16 protein-coding genes are annotated in these 18,224 nt (G+C 72.7%); 8 read left to right on the forward strand and 8 right to left on the reverse strand.

Annotation, left to right across the window (positions count from 1 at the left end; all coding sequences use genetic code 11):
• Positions 1-35 precede the first annotated feature (35 nt).
• Both BIV04_RS14820 and BIV04_RS14825 read right to left on the reverse strand, forming a co-directional pair.
• Entirely contained in the window at positions 36-1,217 is a 1,182-nt protein-coding gene (locus BIV04_RS14820) for an NAD(P)/FAD-dependent oxidoreductase (protein ID WP_071257200.1), read from the reverse strand.
• Between the two features lie 85 nt (positions 1,218-1,302).
• A complete protein-coding gene (locus tag BIV04_RS14825; RefSeq protein WP_071257201.1) occupies positions 1,303-1,842 on the reverse strand; it encodes a Dps family protein in 540 nt (179 codons plus the stop codon).
• Between the two features lie 304 nt (positions 1,843-2,146).
• On the opposite strand from BIV04_RS14825, the gene BIV04_RS14830 reads away from it, so the two are divergent.
• Together BIV04_RS14830 and BIV04_RS14835 are read left to right on the forward strand one after the other, a co-directional pair.
• Positions 2,147-2,521, forward strand: a complete 375-nt coding sequence (locus tag BIV04_RS14830) for a hypothetical protein (protein ID WP_071257202.1) — start codon at positions 2,147-2,149, stop codon at positions 2,519-2,521.
• A 19-nt stretch (positions 2,522-2,540) separates the two neighbouring features.
• On the forward strand, positions 2,541-3,281 hold the full coding sequence (locus BIV04_RS14835; RefSeq protein ID WP_071257203.1) for a triacylglycerol lipase: 741 nt from the start codon (positions 2,541-2,543) through the stop codon (positions 3,279-3,281).
• On the opposite strand, the gene BIV04_RS14840 is transcribed toward BIV04_RS14835, so the two are convergent.
• Complete coding sequence (locus BIV04_RS14840) at positions 3,278-4,234, reverse strand: alpha/beta fold hydrolase (RefSeq protein WP_071257204.1); 957 nt, start codon at positions 4,232-4,234, stop codon at positions 3,278-3,280. The two genes, BIV04_RS14835 and BIV04_RS14840, sit on opposite strands and share 4 nt — an antisense overlap.
• 9 nt (positions 4,235-4,243) lie before the next feature.
• Entirely contained in the window at positions 4,244-5,320 is a 1,077-nt protein-coding gene (locus BIV04_RS14845; protein ID WP_071257205.1) for an aromatic acid exporter family protein, read from the reverse strand.
• Positions 5,321-5,438: 118 nt separating this feature from the next.
• Between BIV04_RS14845 and BIV04_RS14850 the strand changes: the two genes are divergently transcribed.
• From BIV04_RS14850 to BIV04_RS14860, 3 genes are all read left to right on the forward strand, one after another.
• On the forward strand, positions 5,439-6,635 hold the full coding sequence (locus tag BIV04_RS14850) for a phosphotransferase family protein (protein WP_071257207.1): 1,197 nt from the start codon (positions 5,439-5,441) through the stop codon (positions 6,633-6,635).
• Positions 6,636-6,720: 85 nt separating this feature from the next.
• Positions 6,721-8,193: an FAD-dependent oxidoreductase gene (locus BIV04_RS14855; protein ID WP_071257208.1), complete on the forward strand. Its 1,473-nt coding sequence runs from the start codon at positions 6,721-6,723 to the stop codon at positions 8,191-8,193.
• A gap of 401 nt (positions 8,194-8,594) precedes the next feature.
• Positions 8,595-10,727: a DEAD/DEAH box helicase gene (locus BIV04_RS14860; RefSeq protein WP_071257210.1), complete on the forward strand. Its 2,133-nt coding sequence runs from the start codon at positions 8,595-8,597 to the stop codon at positions 10,725-10,727.
• 55 nt (positions 10,728-10,782) lie between these two features.
• Here BIV04_RS14860 and BIV04_RS14865 read toward each other — a convergent pair whose 3' ends face one another.
• Complete coding sequence (locus BIV04_RS14865; protein WP_071257211.1) at positions 10,783-11,736, reverse strand: hypothetical protein; 954 nt, start codon at positions 11,734-11,736, stop codon at positions 10,783-10,785.
• A gap of 153 nt (positions 11,737-11,889) precedes the next feature.
• Here BIV04_RS14865 and BIV04_RS14870 point away from each other — a divergent pair, with 153 nt between their 5' ends.
• Complete coding sequence (locus tag BIV04_RS14870; RefSeq protein ID WP_071257212.1) at positions 11,890-12,285, forward strand: VOC family protein; 396 nt, start codon at positions 11,890-11,892, stop codon at positions 12,283-12,285.
• 135 nt (positions 12,286-12,420) lie between these two features.
• On the opposite strand, the gene BIV04_RS14875 is transcribed toward BIV04_RS14870, so the two are convergent.
• Both BIV04_RS14875 and BIV04_RS14880 read right to left on the reverse strand, forming a co-directional pair.
• The gene (locus BIV04_RS14875) at positions 12,421-13,458 is read right to left on the reverse strand and encodes an NAD-dependent epimerase/dehydratase family protein (RefSeq protein ID WP_071257213.1); all 1,038 of its coding nucleotides are present in this window, start codon (positions 13,456-13,458) and stop codon (positions 12,421-12,423) included.
• A 10-nt stretch (positions 13,459-13,468) separates the two neighbouring features.
• On the reverse strand, positions 13,469-13,741 hold the full coding sequence (locus tag BIV04_RS14880; protein WP_071257214.1) for a mycoredoxin: 273 nt from the start codon (positions 13,739-13,741) through the stop codon (positions 13,469-13,471).
• 83 nt (positions 13,742-13,824) lie between these two features.
• On the opposite strand from BIV04_RS14880, the gene BIV04_RS14885 reads away from it, so the two are divergent.
• The gene (locus BIV04_RS14885; RefSeq protein WP_071257215.1) at positions 13,825-15,582 is read left to right on the forward strand and encodes a pyruvate dehydrogenase; all 1,758 of its coding nucleotides are present in this window, start codon (positions 13,825-13,827) and stop codon (positions 15,580-15,582) included.
• 93 nt (positions 15,583-15,675) lie between these two features.
• Here the strand turns inward: BIV04_RS14885 and BIV04_RS14890 are convergent, their stop codons facing one another.
• Complete coding sequence (locus BIV04_RS14890; RefSeq protein WP_071257217.1) at positions 15,676-17,031, reverse strand: hypothetical protein; 1,356 nt, start codon at positions 17,029-17,031, stop codon at positions 15,676-15,678.
• 75 nt (positions 17,032-17,106) lie between these two features.
• Between BIV04_RS14890 and BIV04_RS17210 the strand changes: the two genes are divergently transcribed.
• The coding region (locus BIV04_RS17210; RefSeq protein ID WP_177174833.1) for a CHAD domain-containing protein at positions 17,107-18,224 on the forward strand (1,118 nt) is incomplete at its 3' end.

Genomic DNA, 18,224 nt, shown 5'->3' on the forward strand with positions numbered 1-18,224 from the left:
CGGGCGGGCGTCGTCGCGTCCTGGTCGGCAGCGCGTCAGATGCGCCCCACCAGCTCGTCCCGCGGCACGACCCCGGCGGCGATGACGGCCCGGGCGGCGTCGCGGGCCTCCTCGACGTTCCAGAGCAGCACGCCCTCGACCGCGCCGTCGTCGCCGAGGTAGTACGCCACTGCCGTGCCGTCGCCCTTGTCGTCGACGACGGTCTCGAGCGACGCGTCGAGCGTGCCGACGGCCTCGTACGAGATGTCGAAGACCTTCGAGTAGTAGTACGGCGTGTGGTCGTAGACCTCGTCGGCGCCGGTCATGTTGCGACCGACGACGGGGCCCTGCGACTTGGCGTTGTCGACGTGCTCGACGCGGCGGCGCCCGAGGATCGCGTCCGGGTACGAGGCCACGTCACCGGCGGCGAACACGTTCGGGTCGCTCGTCCGCAGGTGCTCGTCGACCACGATGCCGTCGTCGACGGTCAGGCCCGCGTCGGCCGCGAGCTGGTCGTCGACCGAGATGCCGAGCCCGACGACGACCGCGTCGGCGTCGAGGGTCGAGCCGTCGTCGAGCCGCAGGTGGACGCCGGCGTCGTCGGCCGTGCCGCTCTCCACGCGACGTCCGCGGGCCAGCTCGACCCGCGCCTCCTCGAAGGTCTCTTCGAACGTCGAGGCGATCGACTCGGGGAACACCGAGCCGCCGAGCATGTCGTCGGGGAAGACCAACGTCACGCGGGTGTCGTTCTGCACGAGGGCCGCGGCGAGCTCGGTGCCGATGTAGCTGCCACCCACGACGACGACGTGGCGGCCGCCACCCGAGAGCGAGCGCAGTCGGCGGTAGTCCTCGGCGGTCCGGAAGTAGACGACGCGGTCGTCGTCCGGCAGGTCGAGCGCGGTGGGGCTGCCGCCCGTGGCGAGCAGCAGGGCGCCGTAGCCGACGACGTCGCCGGTGCTGGTGGTCACGGTGCGGGCGTCGCGGTCGATCGACTCGACGAGCGTGCGCAGTCGGATCTCGGCACCCGAGTCGGCGACGGTGCCGAGGTCGTTGTCGGCCTCGGTGTAGTCGGGGTCGGTCCAGAGCTTCTTGGACAGCGCCGGACGCGTGTAGGGCGCGTCGACGTCGGCGCTGACGATCAGCACCGTCGCGTCGGGGGTGGCCTCGTGGATGGCCTTCGCGGCGGCGTCGGCGGTCATGCCGCCGCCCACGATGACGTGGTCGAACGATTCGGTCATGGGGTCGTCCTCTCGACGAGAGAGGGCACCGCCCGGGAGGCGCGGGTCGCGCGCGTCCGGACGGTGCCCTCGTGAGGTGGTCGGGTCAGTTGGCGACGGCGCCGACGCGGTCGAGGCCCTCGGCCGCGGCGTCCTCGTCACGCCGACGGGTGTCGTCCTGGCGGGCGTCCTTCTCGGGGTGGCGGTTCTCGGCACCGGTCATCCAGGCGAGCTGCTCGAGGCGCTCGAGGATGCTGTGCAGCACGTCGGCCGTAGTGGGGTCCTCGTCGTCGACGTCGTCGTGGACCGTGCGCATCGTGCCGGTGACGGCGTACATGCGGTCGACGATCAGGTCGACCACCGCGGTGGTCTCGACGGGGCCGGCGGGGAACTCGGGCAGGCTCGTGCCGCGGGTGACGGTCGAGGTGCGGCCGTCGGGGATCAGGTAGACGGCGCGCATGCGCTCGGCCACCTCGTCGCTGAACTCGCGGGCGGCGTCGACGATCTCGTCGAGCTGCAGGTGGAGGTCGCGGAAGTTCGAGCCGAGCAGGTTCCAGTGCGCCTGCTTGCCCTGGACGTGCAGTTCGATGAGGTCGACGAGGACCTTCTGCATGTTGTCGCGGAGTTGGTCGGATCCCTGGAACATGATGTCTCCCGTTCGTCGTGGGTTCGTGCGGAGTCGTCGCACCGGTGGGTGCGTGGTGGACGGTAGACCGCGGCCCTCGGCGTCGACTCAGTCTTCGGGGGACAGGTGAGCAGGACGGCCCGACCGGAGCAGCGGACCGTGCCCCGGGGACGCGCCGACGGGGCGCTCCCGGCCGTGATCGACTCGTGATCCACGGCCCTGGAGACCGGACCGTACCGGATGGTATGTTCGCCTGCATCGGCACCGAAGCCGACGCCCGGCCGTGGGTACCCGATCCTCGGCCCATGCTCTGAGGGGGGCTGACATGGCACGAGCGGTACCCGGACGCGCCGACCGTCCTGGATTCGACGCGATCGAGATCACCCGGCTGCGACGTGAGATCGAGAGTGCCTGGGGCGCGTTCGACGACATCGAGCAGATGGACTTCGCCCACCGGGTGAGGGTCGTCCACGGTCTCGCCGACGCCCTGCCCGACGCGGCGAGCGCGGCGGCCCGAGCCGGGCTCGGCGGTCTCGCTCTCGCCCTGCTCGACGACGCGGTGTCCTTCCCGCCCCCGTGGGCCTCGATCTGCGGCCGCTGGGACCTCACGCTCGAGATGGCCCGGGCCGCGGTCGAGTCGATCGCCTGGCCCGAGGGCGAGCCCTGGGGCGAGCTGCCGCTGGTGGGCACGGCCGCCTGACGTCGCCTAGCGTGGCGGCATGAGCTCCACACCGTCGCGCGGCCACGGACGCCGTCGCGTCGGCCTCCGGCGGTTCCTCCGCACGGTCGTGCTCGACTACCGGTACGTCTGGTGGGTGCATCTCGTGCCGCGGTCCGGTCGGGTGGTGCCGAGGCGCTACCGCGACGGCGATCGCGAGCCGGTGCTGCTGCTGCCGGGCGTCTACGAGACCTGGCGGTTCCTCCGCCCGGTGGCCGACCGGCTGAACGACCTGGGGCACCCGATCGTCGTCGTGCCGGGGATGGGGCACAACCGTCGTCCGATCGCGGCGACCGCCGAGGTCGCCCAGCGCATCCTCAACGCCCACGACCTGCGGGACGTCGTGGTGCTGGCGCACAGCAAGGGCGGACTGGTGGGCAAGACGATGATGGTCTCGACCGACACCGATCGACGCATCGCCCGCATGGTGACGGTGAACAGTCCGTTCTCGGGGTCACGCTGGGCGACGGTGCTGCCCGTCAGGGCTCTGCGGCCCTTCTCACCCCGTGATGCCGACCTGCTGCGGCTCGCCGAGCAGCGTGAGGCGAACCGCACCATCACCTCGATGGCGTCCCGGTTCGACGCCCACGTCACCGAGGGCAGCGTGCTGCCGGGGGCGGTCAACCTCGAGTTCCCGGTCGACGGGCACTTCCGGCCGCTGGGCCACGCGCGGTGCGTCGCGATGATCGTGCGCGAGGTCGAGGCCGGGGCAGGCTCGGGGCCGACGGCCGAGGCGTCCTAGCCCTCGACCCAGCCCAGGGCCCGCATCGTCTCGTGGGGCCGTTCGACGTGGGCGAAGTGCCCGCAGTCGGCGAGCAGGGTCGTCCGGGCGTGCCGCACGACCTCGCCCAGGCGGTCGAGGTCGGACGACCGGGCGAAGACGTCGTCGGCACCGCTCACGGCGGCCACGTCGCAGTCGATCGCGCGCCATCGGGAGGCGTCGTACCCCTGCCCCGACCGCGAGGCCGCGAGGAACCCCCGGGGCCGCAGCTCGGCGACGAACGCCTGCAGGACCGAGCGCGGGACGCGGTCGACGTGGCGGAACACGGGTGACGACAGCGCACGCAGCAGCCCGATCCGGGCCGCACCGCGCAGGAGGGACGCGGAGGCGCGGGGCAGCACCCCGAACACGGCGCGCAGCAGCGTGAAGGCCGGCAGACGCACGAGACCGCGCACCGGGTGCGTGACGGCGTCGATCGCCGAGAAGGACGTGGCCGACACGACCGAGACGCTGAGCACGAGGTCGGGTCGGACGGCGGCCAGGTGCAGGGCGACGAAGGCACCCATCGAATGGCCCACGAGGTCGAACTCGGTGACCCCCAGCGCCTCGGCGACCTCGACCACCACGGCGGCGGCCGACTCGACGTCGAGGCCCGGGTCGGGCTCGGGCGAACCACCCCAGCCGGGCAGGTCGATCAGCACCGGACGGGAGACGACCGCGTCCACCTCGCGGGCGGCCTGCAGCAGGGGGGTCCATGTCGTCCACGAGCCGGCCGCGCCGTGCAGCATGACGGTCGCCCGGCGCCGTGCGGACCGGTCGGCCGGCGACGCCGCGTGGTGCACGACCGTCCGACCGTGCGCCGTGTCGATCGCCTCGCGGGCGAGCCCGAGGGCCCGGGGATCGGTGACCAGGTCGAACGGGGCGTACGCGTCGACGGTCGGACGGACCACCCCTGTCGCCCGGCCACGTCGCATCGTCGGATGCTACCCGATGATCTCTTCCCGCACGCGTCTCAGATCCTCGAGCAGCGACCCGACCAGCACCCAGTTGTCCGGGTCGGGTCGCAGCACGCTCACCGGCGAGGTGAGGGCCGGGCCGTCGTCGTGCCCGAGACCCGTCCCGTGTCCGCCGGCGGTGTCGGGGACGCGGGAGGCGCGCCCGGGAGGCAGCGCCTCCTCGGTGGTCCGCGCCAACAGGCGCACGTCGTGCGCGGCACGTCGCAGGTCTTCGGCGATGCTCTGCACCACGGGATCGTCGGCCAACCCCGGGTCGTAGTTGTCGTGGACCGACCGCACCATGCCCACGACGCGGTTGACGAGCACGGTCAGCCGCCGGAGCAGCGCCGCGTCGGCCTCGAGCACGCTGCGATTGCGGCTCGCGCGGGGGTTGAGCTGCAGGCTCTCCTCACCCGCGGTGACGGCGTCGACCGCCCGGGCCTGGACCACCCGCAGCTCGCGGGCCTTCGTCAGGCCCGCGGCGAGCCGTGACCCGTCGACCGGCTCGTCGAGCACGGCGGCGGTCTCGTCGAGCACGGACGCGATGTCGCGCGCCAGCCGGCCCACGGCGAGGTGTGCCGGCGCGAGCGCGACGGGAGGCACGATCAACGCGTTGATCGCCAGGGCGATGGCCGCGCCGATGATCGTCTCGAGCACCCGGTCGAGCGCGTAGTCGGGGGTCTGGGCGCCGATCGCCAGCACGAGCATCGCCGAGATCGGCACCTGGTTCGCCGAGCTCGGCGTCAGCCGGAACGCCCACGCCACGAGCAGGCTCACCACGACGATCGCCAGCACGATCCAGGTCGCGTCACCGAACAGCTGGCCGGCCGCGAACGCGATGAGCACGCCGGCGATGACGCCCACGCTGCGCTCGAGCCCCCGGACGAACGACTGGTTGACGCTCGGCAGCACCACGAGCAGGGCCGCGATCGCCGCGAAGATCGGCAGCGGCTGCTGCAACAGGGCCACCGAGGCGAACCAGGCCGCCATCACCGCGACGCTGGTCTTCACCACCTGCAACAGGGGAGTGCGCTTCGTCTGGCGGATGCGCGAGACGATCTTCACGACCCCAGGATAGACGGGGAGGCGCGGCCCGCGTCGCGAGGCCGCGTCAGGTCACGAATCGGTCACCCCGCCCGCGCCTCCCCGCCGATCGGGTCGGGTGCTGGTTGACTGCCTCCCCGTGTGGCCCAACTCCGCCGAGGTGCTCCCCGCCGCGTTCGCGAACTCGGGGCTGACCGTCGTCGCCTTCCGACCCCACTCGGTCGAGCCCTCGGGCGCCGGGTTCCTCTACGGCTACGAGGTCGACACGGTCGACCCCGCCGGCGCGACCTCGACCGTGCTCACCTTCATCGACACCGACACCCGGGCCGCCGACGCGTCCTCGGTGCTCACCCGCGACCCGACCACCGGTCAGCCGCTCGCCGTCTGGGCCTACCCGGCCGACCCCATGCTGCCGGCGCTCGCCGGGGCCACCTACCCCGACCGGGTGGCCGACGCGCTCGCGGCCCTCGGCGTCGTCGTCACCGAACCCCGGCTGAGCGTCGCGGCGTACCGCCCCGGCAAGCGGGCCGTGATCCGTCTCGACGCCGCCGAGACGACCGTCTTCCTCAAGGTGGTCCGGCCCGACCGGGTGGGGCCGATCGTCGCCCTGCACGAGGCGTTCCGGGCGCAGGGGCTGCCGGTGCCCGCCGTGCTCGCGTCGCGACCGGACGGCCTGCTCGTCCTCGAGCGCGTCCCCGGGGTGCCGGCCGGGCAGCGTGTCGTCGAGCTCGCCGACGACCCCCGGTTCGTCGAGCAGATGGTCGACCTCGGCACGCGCATCGCCCGGGTCGAGGTGACCGCCCGGGCGCAGTCCGACGCCCTCGACCACGGGGCCTGGCACCGCTCGACGCTGCGAGCCGGGCTGCCCGACCGGGCGACCGAGATCGACGGCCTCTACGACGAGATCGACCGGCGCCGCGCCGCCTCCGCCTCGGACGCCCTGGCCGTGATCCACGGCGACCTGCACCTCGAGCAGCTGTTCGTGCACCCGTCCGAGCCGTGGCGGGTCACCGGTCTGCTCGACGTCGACACCGCGGGGCTCGGGCACCCGGCCCGCGACGCCGCGGCCCTCGTCGCCCACCTGGTCGTGACCGGGCAGTGGCACCGGGGCAACGGCGACGAGGCCGAGGCCCGGGCCTGCGAGGGCCTCGCCGACGACGTGACGCGCACCTGGGTCGACCGCATGCCCGGCCTCGCCGACCGGCTCGCGCCCGGTGTCGCGTCGCAGCTGCTCGCCCACGCCGGCGGCCAGGCCACGCTCGGCACCGACACCGGCCGCCGCAAGGCCGTCCAGCTGATCGGTGCCGCCGCCGGCACCCTCGCCCGCCCCTCCTGACCCGCGGTCTCTCCGTCGGGCACACACGGACGGGCCGACGGGCCTACCGTGGCGCGCAGCACCCACCCGCGCACCTGGAGGCCCCATGCCGTCACCCTGGCTCGACGCCGCGCACGACGTCACGACCGACAGGATCGACCCCGAGACCGTCTACGACGACGTGATCGTCGGCGGCGGCCTGACCGGCCTGGTCACCGCCCTGCTGTTCGCACGGCGCGGCCATCGCGTCGCCGTCCTGGAGGCGCGCTCGGTGGGCAGCGTCGCGAGCGGCAGCGGCTCGGCGTCGATGTCGCTGCTGCAGGGCAAGCAGCTCCAGCGAATTCGCACGAACACCTACCAGCGCGTCGTCGACGCCTACGTCGCGGGCAACCGGGCGGGCTTCGACTGGATGGTCGACTACCTGGACGAGGCCGGCGTCGAGGTCGAGCGCCGGGACGCCTTCAGCTACGCGACGACCCGCGGCGGCATCGCCACGGTGGACGACGAGTACCTCGTCGCGCGGAAGGCCGGTCTGCCCGTCGTCAAGGAGTTCGGCCTCGACCTGCCCTTCGGCACCACGGGCGGACTCCGGCTGCCCGACCAGGCCCAGTTCGACCCGATGCAGGCGATCGCCGCGCTCGTGGCGGACGTCCGGGCCCTCGGCGGCGTCGTCGTCGAGGGGGTGCGCGTGACCGGCGTCGACGCGTCCAGTCCGACGGTGACCCACAGCGACGGCCCCGACGTCCGCGGCCACCGGGTCCACGTCACGACCGGCAGCCCCGTGCTCGACCGCGGCCTCTACTTCGCGAAACTCCGTAGCGAGCGCTCCTACGGACTCGCCTTCGAGGGTGCCGACGACCTGCCCGACGGCATGTACCAGGCGGTCGACGGGCCGACGCGGTCGTTCTCCGCGGTGGGCGACCGCCTCGTGACCGGGGGCAACCGGCACCCGGTGGGCCGCGCCTCCTCGACGAGCGCACTGGTCGACGACCTCGCCGACTGGACGACGCGCCACTGGCCCGGTGCCCGGCTGACCCACTCGTGGAGCGGCCAGGACTACGGCACGCCGCACCACGTGCCGTTCGTCGGCTGGCTGCCGCGCGGTCGCGGGCGGATCTACCTCGCGACCGGGTACGAGCACTGGGGGCTGACGAATGCGGTCCAGGCGGCGATGACCCTCGTCTCTGACGTGCTCGGCGATCCGCAGCCGTGGATGACCACGCTGCACAAGCGGGTCACCACGCCGATCGCGATTGCCTCCGGAATCGGCATCAACGCGGCCGACGCCTGGTGGGCGGCCAAGGGCTGGGCCGGGGCGATGACACGCCGTCTGGTCGCCGTCGCCCCCGCCGAGGGACAGGGCGAGGTCGGACGCTCGGGCGGCTTCGCCCCGGTCGCGCGCTCGACCGTGGACGGCGAGGTGTGCACCGTGTCGGCGATCTGCCCGCACCTCGTCGGCATCGTCACCTGGAACGACTCGGAACGGTCGTGGGACTGTCCGCTGCACGGTTCGCGGTTCGCCGCCGACGGCAGCGTGCTCGAGGGGCCCGCGACCCGCGGCCTGCGTCGCCGCGGCTGACGGGGCCACTGCGACCGACCCGACCCGACGGGCCCGCGGCGCCCGGCCCACGCGACACGAGGAGGCGCTGGTGGCGTACGGGTGCGTCGTACGCGTAAACTGTCCCCAGCTTCACCGCCCGGGTGTTCTCCGGTCCGCGCCTCCTCCGGTGCGAGTCGACACCTCGGCGTGACGGGGCTTCGGGGCACGCGCCGTCGTCGGACTGCCCGCCACGAAGGTCGCCCGTCGCGAAGCCGGTACAGCTGTCCACCGCGCGGCACCCCGCCCCGCACGCATCCGGCGCGACCGTCACGGTCGCCGTCCGTCCGGGTCGCCGAGCCTCTCGGTGCCCCGCGCAGCACCCACCGCCGACATGGCGGCACAGCACCGTCGACGCCCCGCGTCGACCACGAGGAGGAGCCTTGGCTCGACCAGGCCAGCGTCAATCGGGTGGAACCCGCACCGCCCAGCGTCCGAACCGTCGCCGCGAGGTCGACAACGACGGGCTGATCCCCGTCCTCGCCCGCGCGGTGCGCGAGGTCGAGGCCGCCGCGCAACGCGGTCAGGTCAAGCCCTCGAGCCGCACCAAGTTCCAGGTCATCGCCCTGCTCATGCGCGAGGAACGCGCCCGGGTCAAGGTCGACAAGGCCATCAGCGAGTCCGAGCGCGCCGAGCAGATGAAGCGACTCGACGGCGTCGCCCAGATCCTCGCCAAGACCGCCGCCCGCGACACGTCGCTGATCACCCTGCTGGGTGATGCGGCGACGGTCAGCGAGGCGGCCAAGACCCTCAAGCGCGACATGCAGATGTCGGCCGGGCTCGAACTCGAGCCCGAGCAGCAGATCATCGTCACCGAGGCCGCGCCGGTGGCGCCGACCTCCGAGCGACAGGTCGTCCCGCAGTCGGTCATCTCGCGACAGCTGGCGAACCCGTTCCTGCCGCCCGACTTCGCCCTCGCCGAGGTCGCCCGCGAGGCACACCCGCGTCGCCTCGCGAACTGGGAGCTCTTCGGCCCCCTGTTCAAGTCCTTCGAGTACGGCGCCGGCGGCGGCTCGGCCTGCATGCCGCTGCCCGAACCCACGACGGTCGACGCTCCCGCGGGTGCGACCCTGATGCACCACCAGGCTCAGCTCGTCGAGTCCGCCCGCCAGGGCCACCGCACCTACCTGCTCGCCGACGAGCCGGGCCTCGGCAAGACCGCCCAGGCCCTGCTGGCCGCCCAGGCGGCCGCCGCGTACCCGCTGCTCGTCGTCGTGCCGAACGTCGTCAAGACGAACTGGGCCCGCGAGGTCCAGCTGTGGACGCCGACGCGCACGGCGACCGTCATCCACGGCGACGGCGAGAAGCTCGACGCCTTCGCCGACGTGGTCATCGTGAACTACGAGGTGCTCGACCGTCACGTCGGCTGGCTCGGCGATCTCGGCTTCAAGGGCATGATCGTCGACGAGGCCCACTTCATCAAGAACAAAGAATCGCAGCGGTCGCGCCACGTGCTGCAGCTCGCCCAGCGCATCCGGTCGCGCACGGCGCACCCCCTGCTCATGGCGCTGACCGGCACCCCGCTGATCAACGACATCGAGGACTTCCGCGCCATCTGGGAGTTCCTGGGCTGGATCGGCGACAAGAAGCCCGCCGCCGAGTTGATGGAGCGCCTCGAAGAGGTGGGTCTGACCCCTGCCGATCCCGGGTTCTTCTCGTCGGCACGCGAGATCGTGATAGATCTCGGCATCGTCCGCCGCAAGAAGGTCGACGTCGCGTCCGACATCCCCGCCCGTCGCATCGCCGACCTGCCGGTCGAACTCGACGACGAGGTGGGCCGTTCCATCCGCGACGCCGAGCGCGAGCTGGCCCGCCGCATGGTGCAGAAGTACCGCACCGCGCTCACCACCCGCACGTCGGGCGTCCGCGTCGAGGGCATCGACCACGACCTCGTCCGCCAGGTCGCCAAGTGGGAGCTCGAGGACGCCAGCGCGTCGAGCACCGGCGAGAACGTCTTCAGCATGGTGCGCCGCATCGGTCAGGCCAAGGCGGGCCTCGCCGCCGACTACACGGCCCAGCTCGCCCGCAACGTCGGCAAGGTGGTGTTCTTCGCCAAGCACATCGACGTCATGGACGTCGCCGAGGCCACCTTCGCCAAACGCGGCATCAAGTACTCGTCGATCCGCGGCGACCAGACCCCGGCCGTCCGTCAGCGTCAGATCGATGCCTTCGTGAACGACCCCGAGGTCGAGGTCGTCGTCTGTTCGCTGACCGCGGCCGGCGTCGGGCTCAACCTGCAGGTCGCCTCGAACGTCGTGCTGGCCGAGTTGTCGTGGACGGACGCCGAGCAGACGCAGGCCATCGACCGCGTGCACCGCATCGGCCAGGCCGAGCCGGTCACGGCCTGGCGCGTCATCGCGGCGCAGACGATCGACACGAAGATCGCCGAACTGATCGACAGCAAGGCCGGCCTCGCCGCCCGCGCTCTCGACGGCGACGACTCCGAGGTCGTCGACTCCGTCGACGTGCAGCTCTCGGCCCTGGTCGCCCTGCTCACGGACGCCCTCGAGGCCTGACCCGGCTCCACCCCGCCGCCTCGCAACGCACCGCGTTTCGTGCACGGCACCGCGACTAGTCACGGTGCCGTGCACGATTCGCGGTGTGGACGCGGGGGACGCCCGCTCGTTCGAGCCGCGTGACGATCCGCTGTGGACGTGCGAGATCGCGCCAGATGGTGCGTGTCACCCGGTTCACGTAGGGCAGGCCCCTCAGCCGGTCTTCACGGACCTTCGCGAGGACTACGATCTCCTCCGCCGTCAGCCCGTGCCGCATCTCGCGGTCGAGGTACTTCACGAATCCGTCGAACTCGTCGTACACGCCGTACGCCTCCCACCCGAAGTCGGTGAAGCCGATGAGCCCCTCGTCGTCGACGTGCCGTTCCTGCAGGCGGGGTGCCGGGAATCCGAGACCGTCGAGGGCGACCCGGTAGACCGACTCGCCGGCGGAACCGGCCAGGGGGCTGGCGAAGTCGGCGACCCAGGAGGCGCGGGTCGATCCCCGGACACGGTCCCGTCCCAGCAGGCACGCCTGGTACTCGGCCAGCGTGCACAACCGGCGTCGCAGGCGATGGTCGAGGACGGCCACGGCCTGGCTGCGTGTCCCGGTCAGAGCGACGTCCACGGCGGTCCGGGCCGGCGTGGTCACGACGAGACCCCGATGACGGGTGATCTCATCCGACGGCAGCCGTGCCGCATGCCTCGTCACGTGTGCACCCGTGTGGGTCCGCACGCGCTCCGGGTCGGTCGTCGAGACGCGGGCCAGCGGCGGGCCGAGGACCGGCATGCCCCACACCGCGGCCGCCGAGGTGTGAGACACGACGACCTCGTCACGCATCCGGCCGACCGCGGCCACCGTTCGGAGGGCGTGGCGCTCCTCGCGACGCAGGCCGCGCCAGGCCGCCGCCTCGACGTAGCGTCCCGGCGCGACACGCACGAGTTCGCCACGTGCGTGGGCACGGCGTTCCGCCGGATCGTCGAACCGTGATCGGATGAGGAAGGACTGGAGGTCTCGTTCGTCGGTGGTCACGCATCGATCGTCTCGGGCGCCGACGGGCTCCGACGTCGGATCTCGCCGCCCTGTGGACGGATTCGGGGGACGACCGAGCGGGGGACGAGAGGCCCTTCTCAGTCGAGGCGAGTTCGGTGGTCGCAGACCACCCGACCACCGAAGGAGCACTCCATGCCCGAACTGTCCGGCTACGCCCACGTCGCCATCACCGTCTCCGACCTCGACGCGAGCCTCGCCTTCTACGAGAAGCTGCTCGGTGCGGGCCCGGTCGGCCGCATCGAGCTCGACGGCCTCGATCGCCGCATCTTCTCCGTCGGCAACGGCCAGATCCTCGGGGTGACGGCCTACACCGACGGTTCGTCCGCGGCCTCCGACCCGACCGTCCCCGGTCTCGACCACATCGGTCTCGCCGTGACCGACCGCGCCGGCGTCGTCGCCTGGCAGGAGCACGCCACGTCGGTCGGCATCGAGTCCGACCTGCAGGACGTCGACTTCGGCCACGCCCTGATGATCAAGGACCCCGACGGCAACCAGATCGAGTTCTTCGCTCCGCCGGCACAGAGCTGACACGGGCCGCCTGCCGGGATCGCACCGCGTTTCGTGCACCGCACCGCGACTAGATCGGGTGTGCTGCACGAAACGCGGTGCAGTGGATGGCGGGTGCGGCGAGCGGCGTCGCGCGTGCGTGTGCGGCGTGCGACCTCAGCGGGCGCGGGCCGCAGCGAGCAGGTCGCGTTCGTCGTCGGGATCGAGCCCCGCGCCGTGGGGGCCGCCCGCGCCGGGACGCGAGAGTTCCCACGCGAGGACGTCGCGCAGCGTCTCGTCGACGGGGCGCGGCACGAAGCCCGCGGCCCGACCCGCGCCTCCTGACCGGGCACCGAAACCCGCATGCGTGGCGACGGGCACCCAGAGGGGCATCGACCGGGGCCCTGCCCACGGCCCGACCTCGTGCGTCTCGAGCCAGGACTCGCCGACGGGGACGACCTCACCCGTGTGACCGGCGACCCGGCGGGCCAACGCGAGGTGGTCGGCCAGCGACTGCCGCTCGCCCACCGCGTCGACCGTCCCCGAGAGCCCGCGCTCGGCGGCCAGGACGATCCAGTTCGCCAGATCGCGCACGTCGACGGGCTGCACGTCGAGACCGGGGACGTCCGGCACGAGCACCGGATCGGGCTCGATCGACGCGGCAGCTCGGGCGAAGCGGAGCGGCCACCACCCCGTGCGACCCGTGTGGTCGCCCGGTCCGCCGATCAGCCCTGCCCGGACGATCAGCGACCGATCGGCACCGAAGGCGTCGACGACGGCTCGTTCGGCGGCGACCTTGGACCCGCCGTAGTCCGACTCGTCGGCGTCGACGAGGGCTGCCGACTCGTCGGCCCCGGTGGTCGCGGTGTCTACGTAGACGCTGACGCTCGACACGAAGACGAAGGAGGCGCTGGCAGGCTCGAGCACCGCCACGGCGTCCCGGACGTGCGCTGCGTCGCGACCCAGGTCGACGACCGCGTCCCAGCGTCGCCCGCCCTCGATCACGGGGTCGTACGCCCCGGACGTACCCCGGTCGGCCCGGACGAACGCCGCGCCCTCGGGTACGACGCCCGACGAGCCGCGCGCGAGACACGTGACGTCGTGACCACGCCCGACGGCCGCCTCGACGATCGTCCGGCCGAGCCAGGCGGTGCCGCCCAGCACCAGGACGCGAAGCGGACGCGCCGGGGCCGAGCCCGCGCCGGTCGGACCCATGGTCGCTACGTCAGAGACCGAGCTTGGCCTGCACGTCGGCGAGCGACGGGTTCGTGGCCGTCGAGCCGTCGGGGTAGACGATCGTCGGCACGGTCTGGTTGCCGCCGTTGGCCTTCTCGACGATCTCGGCCGTGCCCGGCACCTCTTCGATGTTGACCTCGGTGAAGGCGATGCCCTGCTTGCCGAGCTGCTGCTTGAGTCGGGCGCAGTAGCCGCACCACGAGGTGCTGAACATGGTGATGCTGCCGGACTCGGGGACGTACGTGCTCGCGATGTCGCTCATCGCCCCAGGCTAAGCCCGGTCGGCGGTGAGCGCCGGGGGAGTTGGCTGGGAGGCGTACCAGCACGCACCACGAAGGGAACACCATGGCAGACACGGTCGCCGACCAGATCATCGCCCAGCTCGTCACCGCCGGGGTCCGGCGCATCTACGGCATCGTCGGCGACAGCCTGAACCCGATCGTCGACGCCGTGCGTCGCACCGGTGGGTCGGCGAAGGGCGGGATCGACTGGATCCACGTCCGCAACGAGGAGGCCGCGGCGTTCATGGCCTCTGGCGACGCGCAGATGAGCGGCGAGCTCGCCGTCTGCGCCGGGTCGTGCGGGCCGGGCAACCTGCACCTGATCAACGGCCTGTACGACGCCAACCGCAGCCGTGCCAAGGTCCTGGCCATCGCGAGCCACATCCCGAGCACGATGATCGGCTCGGACTACTTCCAGGAGACCCATCCCGACCGCCTCTTCGTCGAGTGCTCGGGCTACAGCGAGATGATCTCGACGGCAGAGCAGTCGCCGATGGTCGTCGCCAGCGCGATCCGGCACACCCTGGCGGGCGAGGGCGTCAGCGTCATCACGCTGCCCGGCGACATCGCCGAGCTCGACGCGGGCGGCAAGGTGCCCGCGTACGTCAGCGTCCGCCCGCCCGAGCTCGTCCCCGACCGGCACGACGTGCAGGCCCTGGCCGACGCCATCAACCAGGCCGACACCGTCGCGTTCTTCGTCGGCGAGGGCGGCCGCGGGTCGCACGACGAGATCATCGCGCTGGCCGACCTCGTGGCCGCCCCGATCGGGCACAGCCTGCGCGGCAAGGACGTCATCCAGTACGACAACCCGTTCGACGTCGGCATGACCGGGCTGCTCGGCTACGGCGCCGCCCACGCCGGCATCCACGACGCCGACCTGCTCGTGCTGCTCGGGACCGACTTCCCGTATCCGCAGTTCCTGCCCGACGCCTCGAAGGTGACCATCGCCCAGGTCGACGTCGACGCCGCCGTCATCGGCCGTCGCGCCGACGTGCAGGTTCCCGTGCACGGTGCGATCGCCCCGACCCTCCGGGCGCTCATGCCGCTGGTGACCCGCAAGAAGAACCGGAAGTTCCTCGACAAGACGCTCAAGAAGCACGACAAGTTGATGACCGGTGCGGTCGGGGCCTACACGAAGAACGTCGAGAAGATGCGGCCCATCCACCCCGAGTACGCGGCCTCGCTGCTCGACGAGGTCGCCGCCGACAACGCGATCTTCACCGCCGACACGGGCATGGGCAACGTCTGGGCCGCCCGCTACGTCACACCGACCCCGCGCCGCCGGATCTTCGGTTCGTACCTGCACGGCTCGATGGCCAACGCCCTGCCGCACGCGCTCGGTGCGCAGATGGCCTACCCCGACCGCCAGGTCGTCTCGATCTCGGGCGACGGTGGGCTGTCGATGCTGATGGGCGAGCTCGTGACGGCGCAGATGTACCAGCTGCCGGTCAAGATCGTGGTCTTCAACAACTCGACGCTCGGCCTCGTGAAGCTCGAGATGCTCGTCGACGGGTTCCCCGACTTCGGCGTCGACGTGCCCTACACGGACTACGCCGCCGTGGCGCGGGCGATCGGCATCCACGCCGTCCACGTCGACGACCCTCGCGACCTGCGGGCCGCTTACGAGGCCGCCTTCGAGCACGACGGTCCGGCGCTCGTCGACATCGCGACCGACCCCAAGGCGCTGTCGCTGCCGCCGACGATCACGGGCGCCCAGGTGAAGGGCTTCTCGCTTGCCATGTCGAAGATCGTCATGAACGGCGGGGCCGGCGAGGCGGTGGCCATGGCGCGGTCGAACCTGCGCAACGTGCCCCGTCCCTGAGGCCGTCGCCGCGCCTCCTGCACTCTCGCTCTCGAGCGGTCAGGAGGCGCGGTGCGTCACCCGCAGGACGCCTAGCGGTCCTGCCCGCCCGGCTCAGCCGGCGGCGGGGGCGCTGCGTGCGGCAAGGCGTCCGACGGCCGCGAGCGGGATGTCGATCCAGTCGGGCCGGTTGCGGCTCTCGTAGATCGCCTCGTACACGGCCTTGTCGATCTCGAACGCGTCGAGCAGGGCGCGGGCGGCCCGGACGTCGACTCCGGACGAGGCGACGTATCCGTCGACGAACGCGCGACGGGCGTCGTGCGCCCAGGCCCTGGCGTCCACCGGCACGTCCTCTTGCGCGAGCGAGCCGGCGACGTAGTCGAAGGACCGCAGCATGCCGGCGATGTCACGGATCGGCAGGTCCGGCCGCGAGCGCTCGGGCATCGGCCGCAGGGGCTCGCCCTCGAAGTCGATCAGCATCCAGCCGCGCTCGGGCGAGAGCAGGGCCTGGCCGAGGTGCAGGTCGCCGTGGATGCGCTGCAGGTCGGGCCAGTGCAGGTGCTCGGCCGCGTCGTAGACGGCTCCGATCGCGTCGGCGTGCTCGGCGATCTGCGGCACCTCGCGCGCCGCGGTGGTGATGCGGCGACGCATGCTCGTCAGGGCTCCGGCGATCTCGTCGTCGCCGGCGGGCACGGTGCCGAGGTCGGTGGCGAGGGTCGCGTGCACCTCGGCGACGGCCACGCCGAGCGCGTGGGCCTCGGCGGTGAAGTCGGTGCCGTCGGCCGCGGCGGTCAGGGCGACGCGCCAGGCGTCCTCGAGGCCGGGCAGGAACTCCTGGGAGAAGGCGAGGTGGCCGGTGGCGGTGCCGCCCTCGCGTCCGACGTCGGGCCAGGTCGCCCGCAGGGAGCCGAACGACGAGGGGACGTGCGTCGATCCGCCCCGGGTCAGGGCGGCCTGGGTGGTGACGTCGGGGTTGTCGCCGTGGTGCAGCACGCGGAAGACCTTCGCGATGACCTGGTCGACGGGGCCGCCCTCGACGTCGTAGACGATCGACGTGTTCGACTGCTCACCCGAGAGGACGCGCGAGCGGCGCACCTGCCCGGGGTCGACGATGCGCGTGCCGTCGACCGTGACGTCCGCACCGACCACGTGCGCCTCGGCGGACATCGAGCGCAGCAGCTCACGGGTGTAGGCCGGGTCGTGCGGCCCGTCGTAGAGGTAGCGTCCGTCGGCGGAGCCGATGAATGCCGCGTCGCCGCCGGGCAGGGGAGTCGCGCGGCTGACGAGGGGCACCTGGTACAGGACGGGGACGTCGGCCGCCTCGTCGATGATCAGCAGCGTCATGGCGAGGGCGTCGTCCACCTCGGCCTCGAACGAGCCGATCACGCGCAGGGCAGGCGTCCGTCCCTTCGTCGCGTACCAGCGCTGTCGCGCCATCCATCCGGCAAGGCTCGGGGCCACATCGCTCATGCGACGACCCTACGCCGGGGCACCCTGTCGGGTCCGGGAGGCGGCCGGCCAGGCGCCTCGACTAGAACGGAGGGCATGAGCACCGCATCCCCGCGCCGCACGGAACAGACCGAGATCGAGCGCAAGTACGACGTCCACGAGAGCGCCGGGGTGCCCGACCTGGCCGGGGTGGGGGGAGGCACCGACGCCGATGCGCTGGTCGTCGACGGCGTCGGGCACGACGACCCCGTCGAGCTCGCCGCGACCTACTGGGACACCGTCGACCACACGCTGCTCGGGGCCCGGACGACCCTCAGGAGGCGCGAGGGCGGTGGCGACGCCGGCTGGCACCTCAAGCTGCCGCCCTCGGCCGGCACGTCCGGGCGCCGCGAGGTGCACTGGCCGCTCGGCGACCCCGACGAGCCCGTGCCGGACGCCCTGCGGCGGCTCGTCGAGGCGCGGCTTCGGGGTCGGCCCGTGCACCCCGTGCTGCGACTCGAGACGACGCGCACCGTGACCCGCCTGCTCGACGGCTCGGGCCGCGAGTTGGGCGAACTCGCCGACGACGTCGTAAGGGCGTCGAACCCCGACACGGGCCTGCTGCGCACCTGGCGCGAGTGGGAGGTCGAGCTGGCCCCGGGGGTCGACGGCGCCGAGGGCGAGCGGCTGCTCGACGCCGTCGCCGAACGGCTCGAGTCGGCCGGGGCGTCGGTGTCGTCGTCGAAGTCGAAGCTCGCCCGCGGGCTGGGCTCCGAGCCGGCCGTGTCGGGGGCGGACTCCGGCGACGGCACGAGCGGGGCGGATGTCTCGACGGCCCCGGCTGCCCCGGCCCCGAAGAAGAAGTCGGCCGCGGCCTTCGTCACGTCCGCCGCGGCGGGCCTGCGCGACGAGTTGCTCGCTGTCGACGTCGCCGTGCGCGACGACGAGCCGGACGCGGTCCACCGGCTCCGGACGACGACGCGGCGGCTGCGCGTCCTCCTGACGGTGTGGGACGGCGTCCTCGACCCCGGGCTGGCCGCGACCGTCGTGGCGGGTGCGGCCCACGTCGGTCACGTGACGGGGGCCGCGCGCGACGTCGAGGTGGCCCGGGGCCGGGTGGCGACCCGCGCCTCCTCGGCTCCGGCGGGGTTCGTGGCCGCCCAGGCCACGGGCCGGCTCGACGCCCGGCTCGGCGAACGACTCGTCGAGGCCGTCGGTGACGTGCGACGCCTGCT

It is taken from the genome of Frigoribacterium sp. MCBA15_019 (assembly GCF_001864945.1).
In the GTDB taxonomy this organism is placed as follows: Bacteria; Actinomycetota; Actinomycetes; order Actinomycetales; family Microbacteriaceae; genus Frigoribacterium.

Excerpts from the sequence above, each read along its gene's own strand:
- BIV04_RS14820 (WP_071257200.1), bottom strand. The coding sequence starts at position 1,217 with ATGACCGAATCGTTCGACCACGTCATCGTGGGCGGCGGCATGACCGCC.
- BIV04_RS14825 (WP_071257201.1), bottom strand. The coding sequence starts at position 1,842 with ATGTTCCAGGGATCCGACCAACTCCGCGACAACATGCAGAAGGTCCTC.
- BIV04_RS14830 (WP_071257202.1), top strand. The coding sequence starts at position 2,147 with ATGGCACGAGCGGTACCCGGACGCGCCGACCGTCCTGGATTCGACGCG.
- BIV04_RS14835 (WP_071257203.1), top strand. The coding sequence starts at position 2,541 with ATGAGCTCCACACCGTCGCGCGGCCACGGACGCCGTCGCGTCGGCCTC.
- BIV04_RS14840 (WP_071257204.1), bottom strand. The coding sequence starts at position 4,234 with ATGCGACGTGGCCGGGCGACAGGGGTGGTCCGTCCGACCGTCGACGCG.
- BIV04_RS14855 (WP_071257208.1), top strand. The coding sequence starts at position 6,721 with ATGCCGTCACCCTGGCTCGACGCCGCGCACGACGTCACGACCGACAGG.
- BIV04_RS14870 (WP_071257212.1), top strand. The coding sequence starts at position 11,890 with ATGCCCGAACTGTCCGGCTACGCCCACGTCGCCATCACCGTCTCCGAC.
- BIV04_RS14875 (WP_071257213.1), bottom strand. The coding sequence starts at position 13,458 with ATGGGTCCGACCGGCGCGGGCTCGGCCCCGGCGCGTCCGCTTCGCGTC.
- BIV04_RS14880 (WP_071257214.1), bottom strand. The coding sequence starts at position 13,741 with ATGAGCGACATCGCGAGCACGTACGTCCCCGAGTCCGGCAGCATCACC.
- BIV04_RS14885 (WP_071257215.1), top strand. The coding sequence starts at position 13,825 with ATGGCAGACACGGTCGCCGACCAGATCATCGCCCAGCTCGTCACCGCC.
- BIV04_RS14890 (WP_071257217.1), bottom strand. The coding sequence starts at position 17,031 with ATGAGCGATGTGGCCCCGAGCCTTGCCGGATGGATGGCGCGACAGCGC.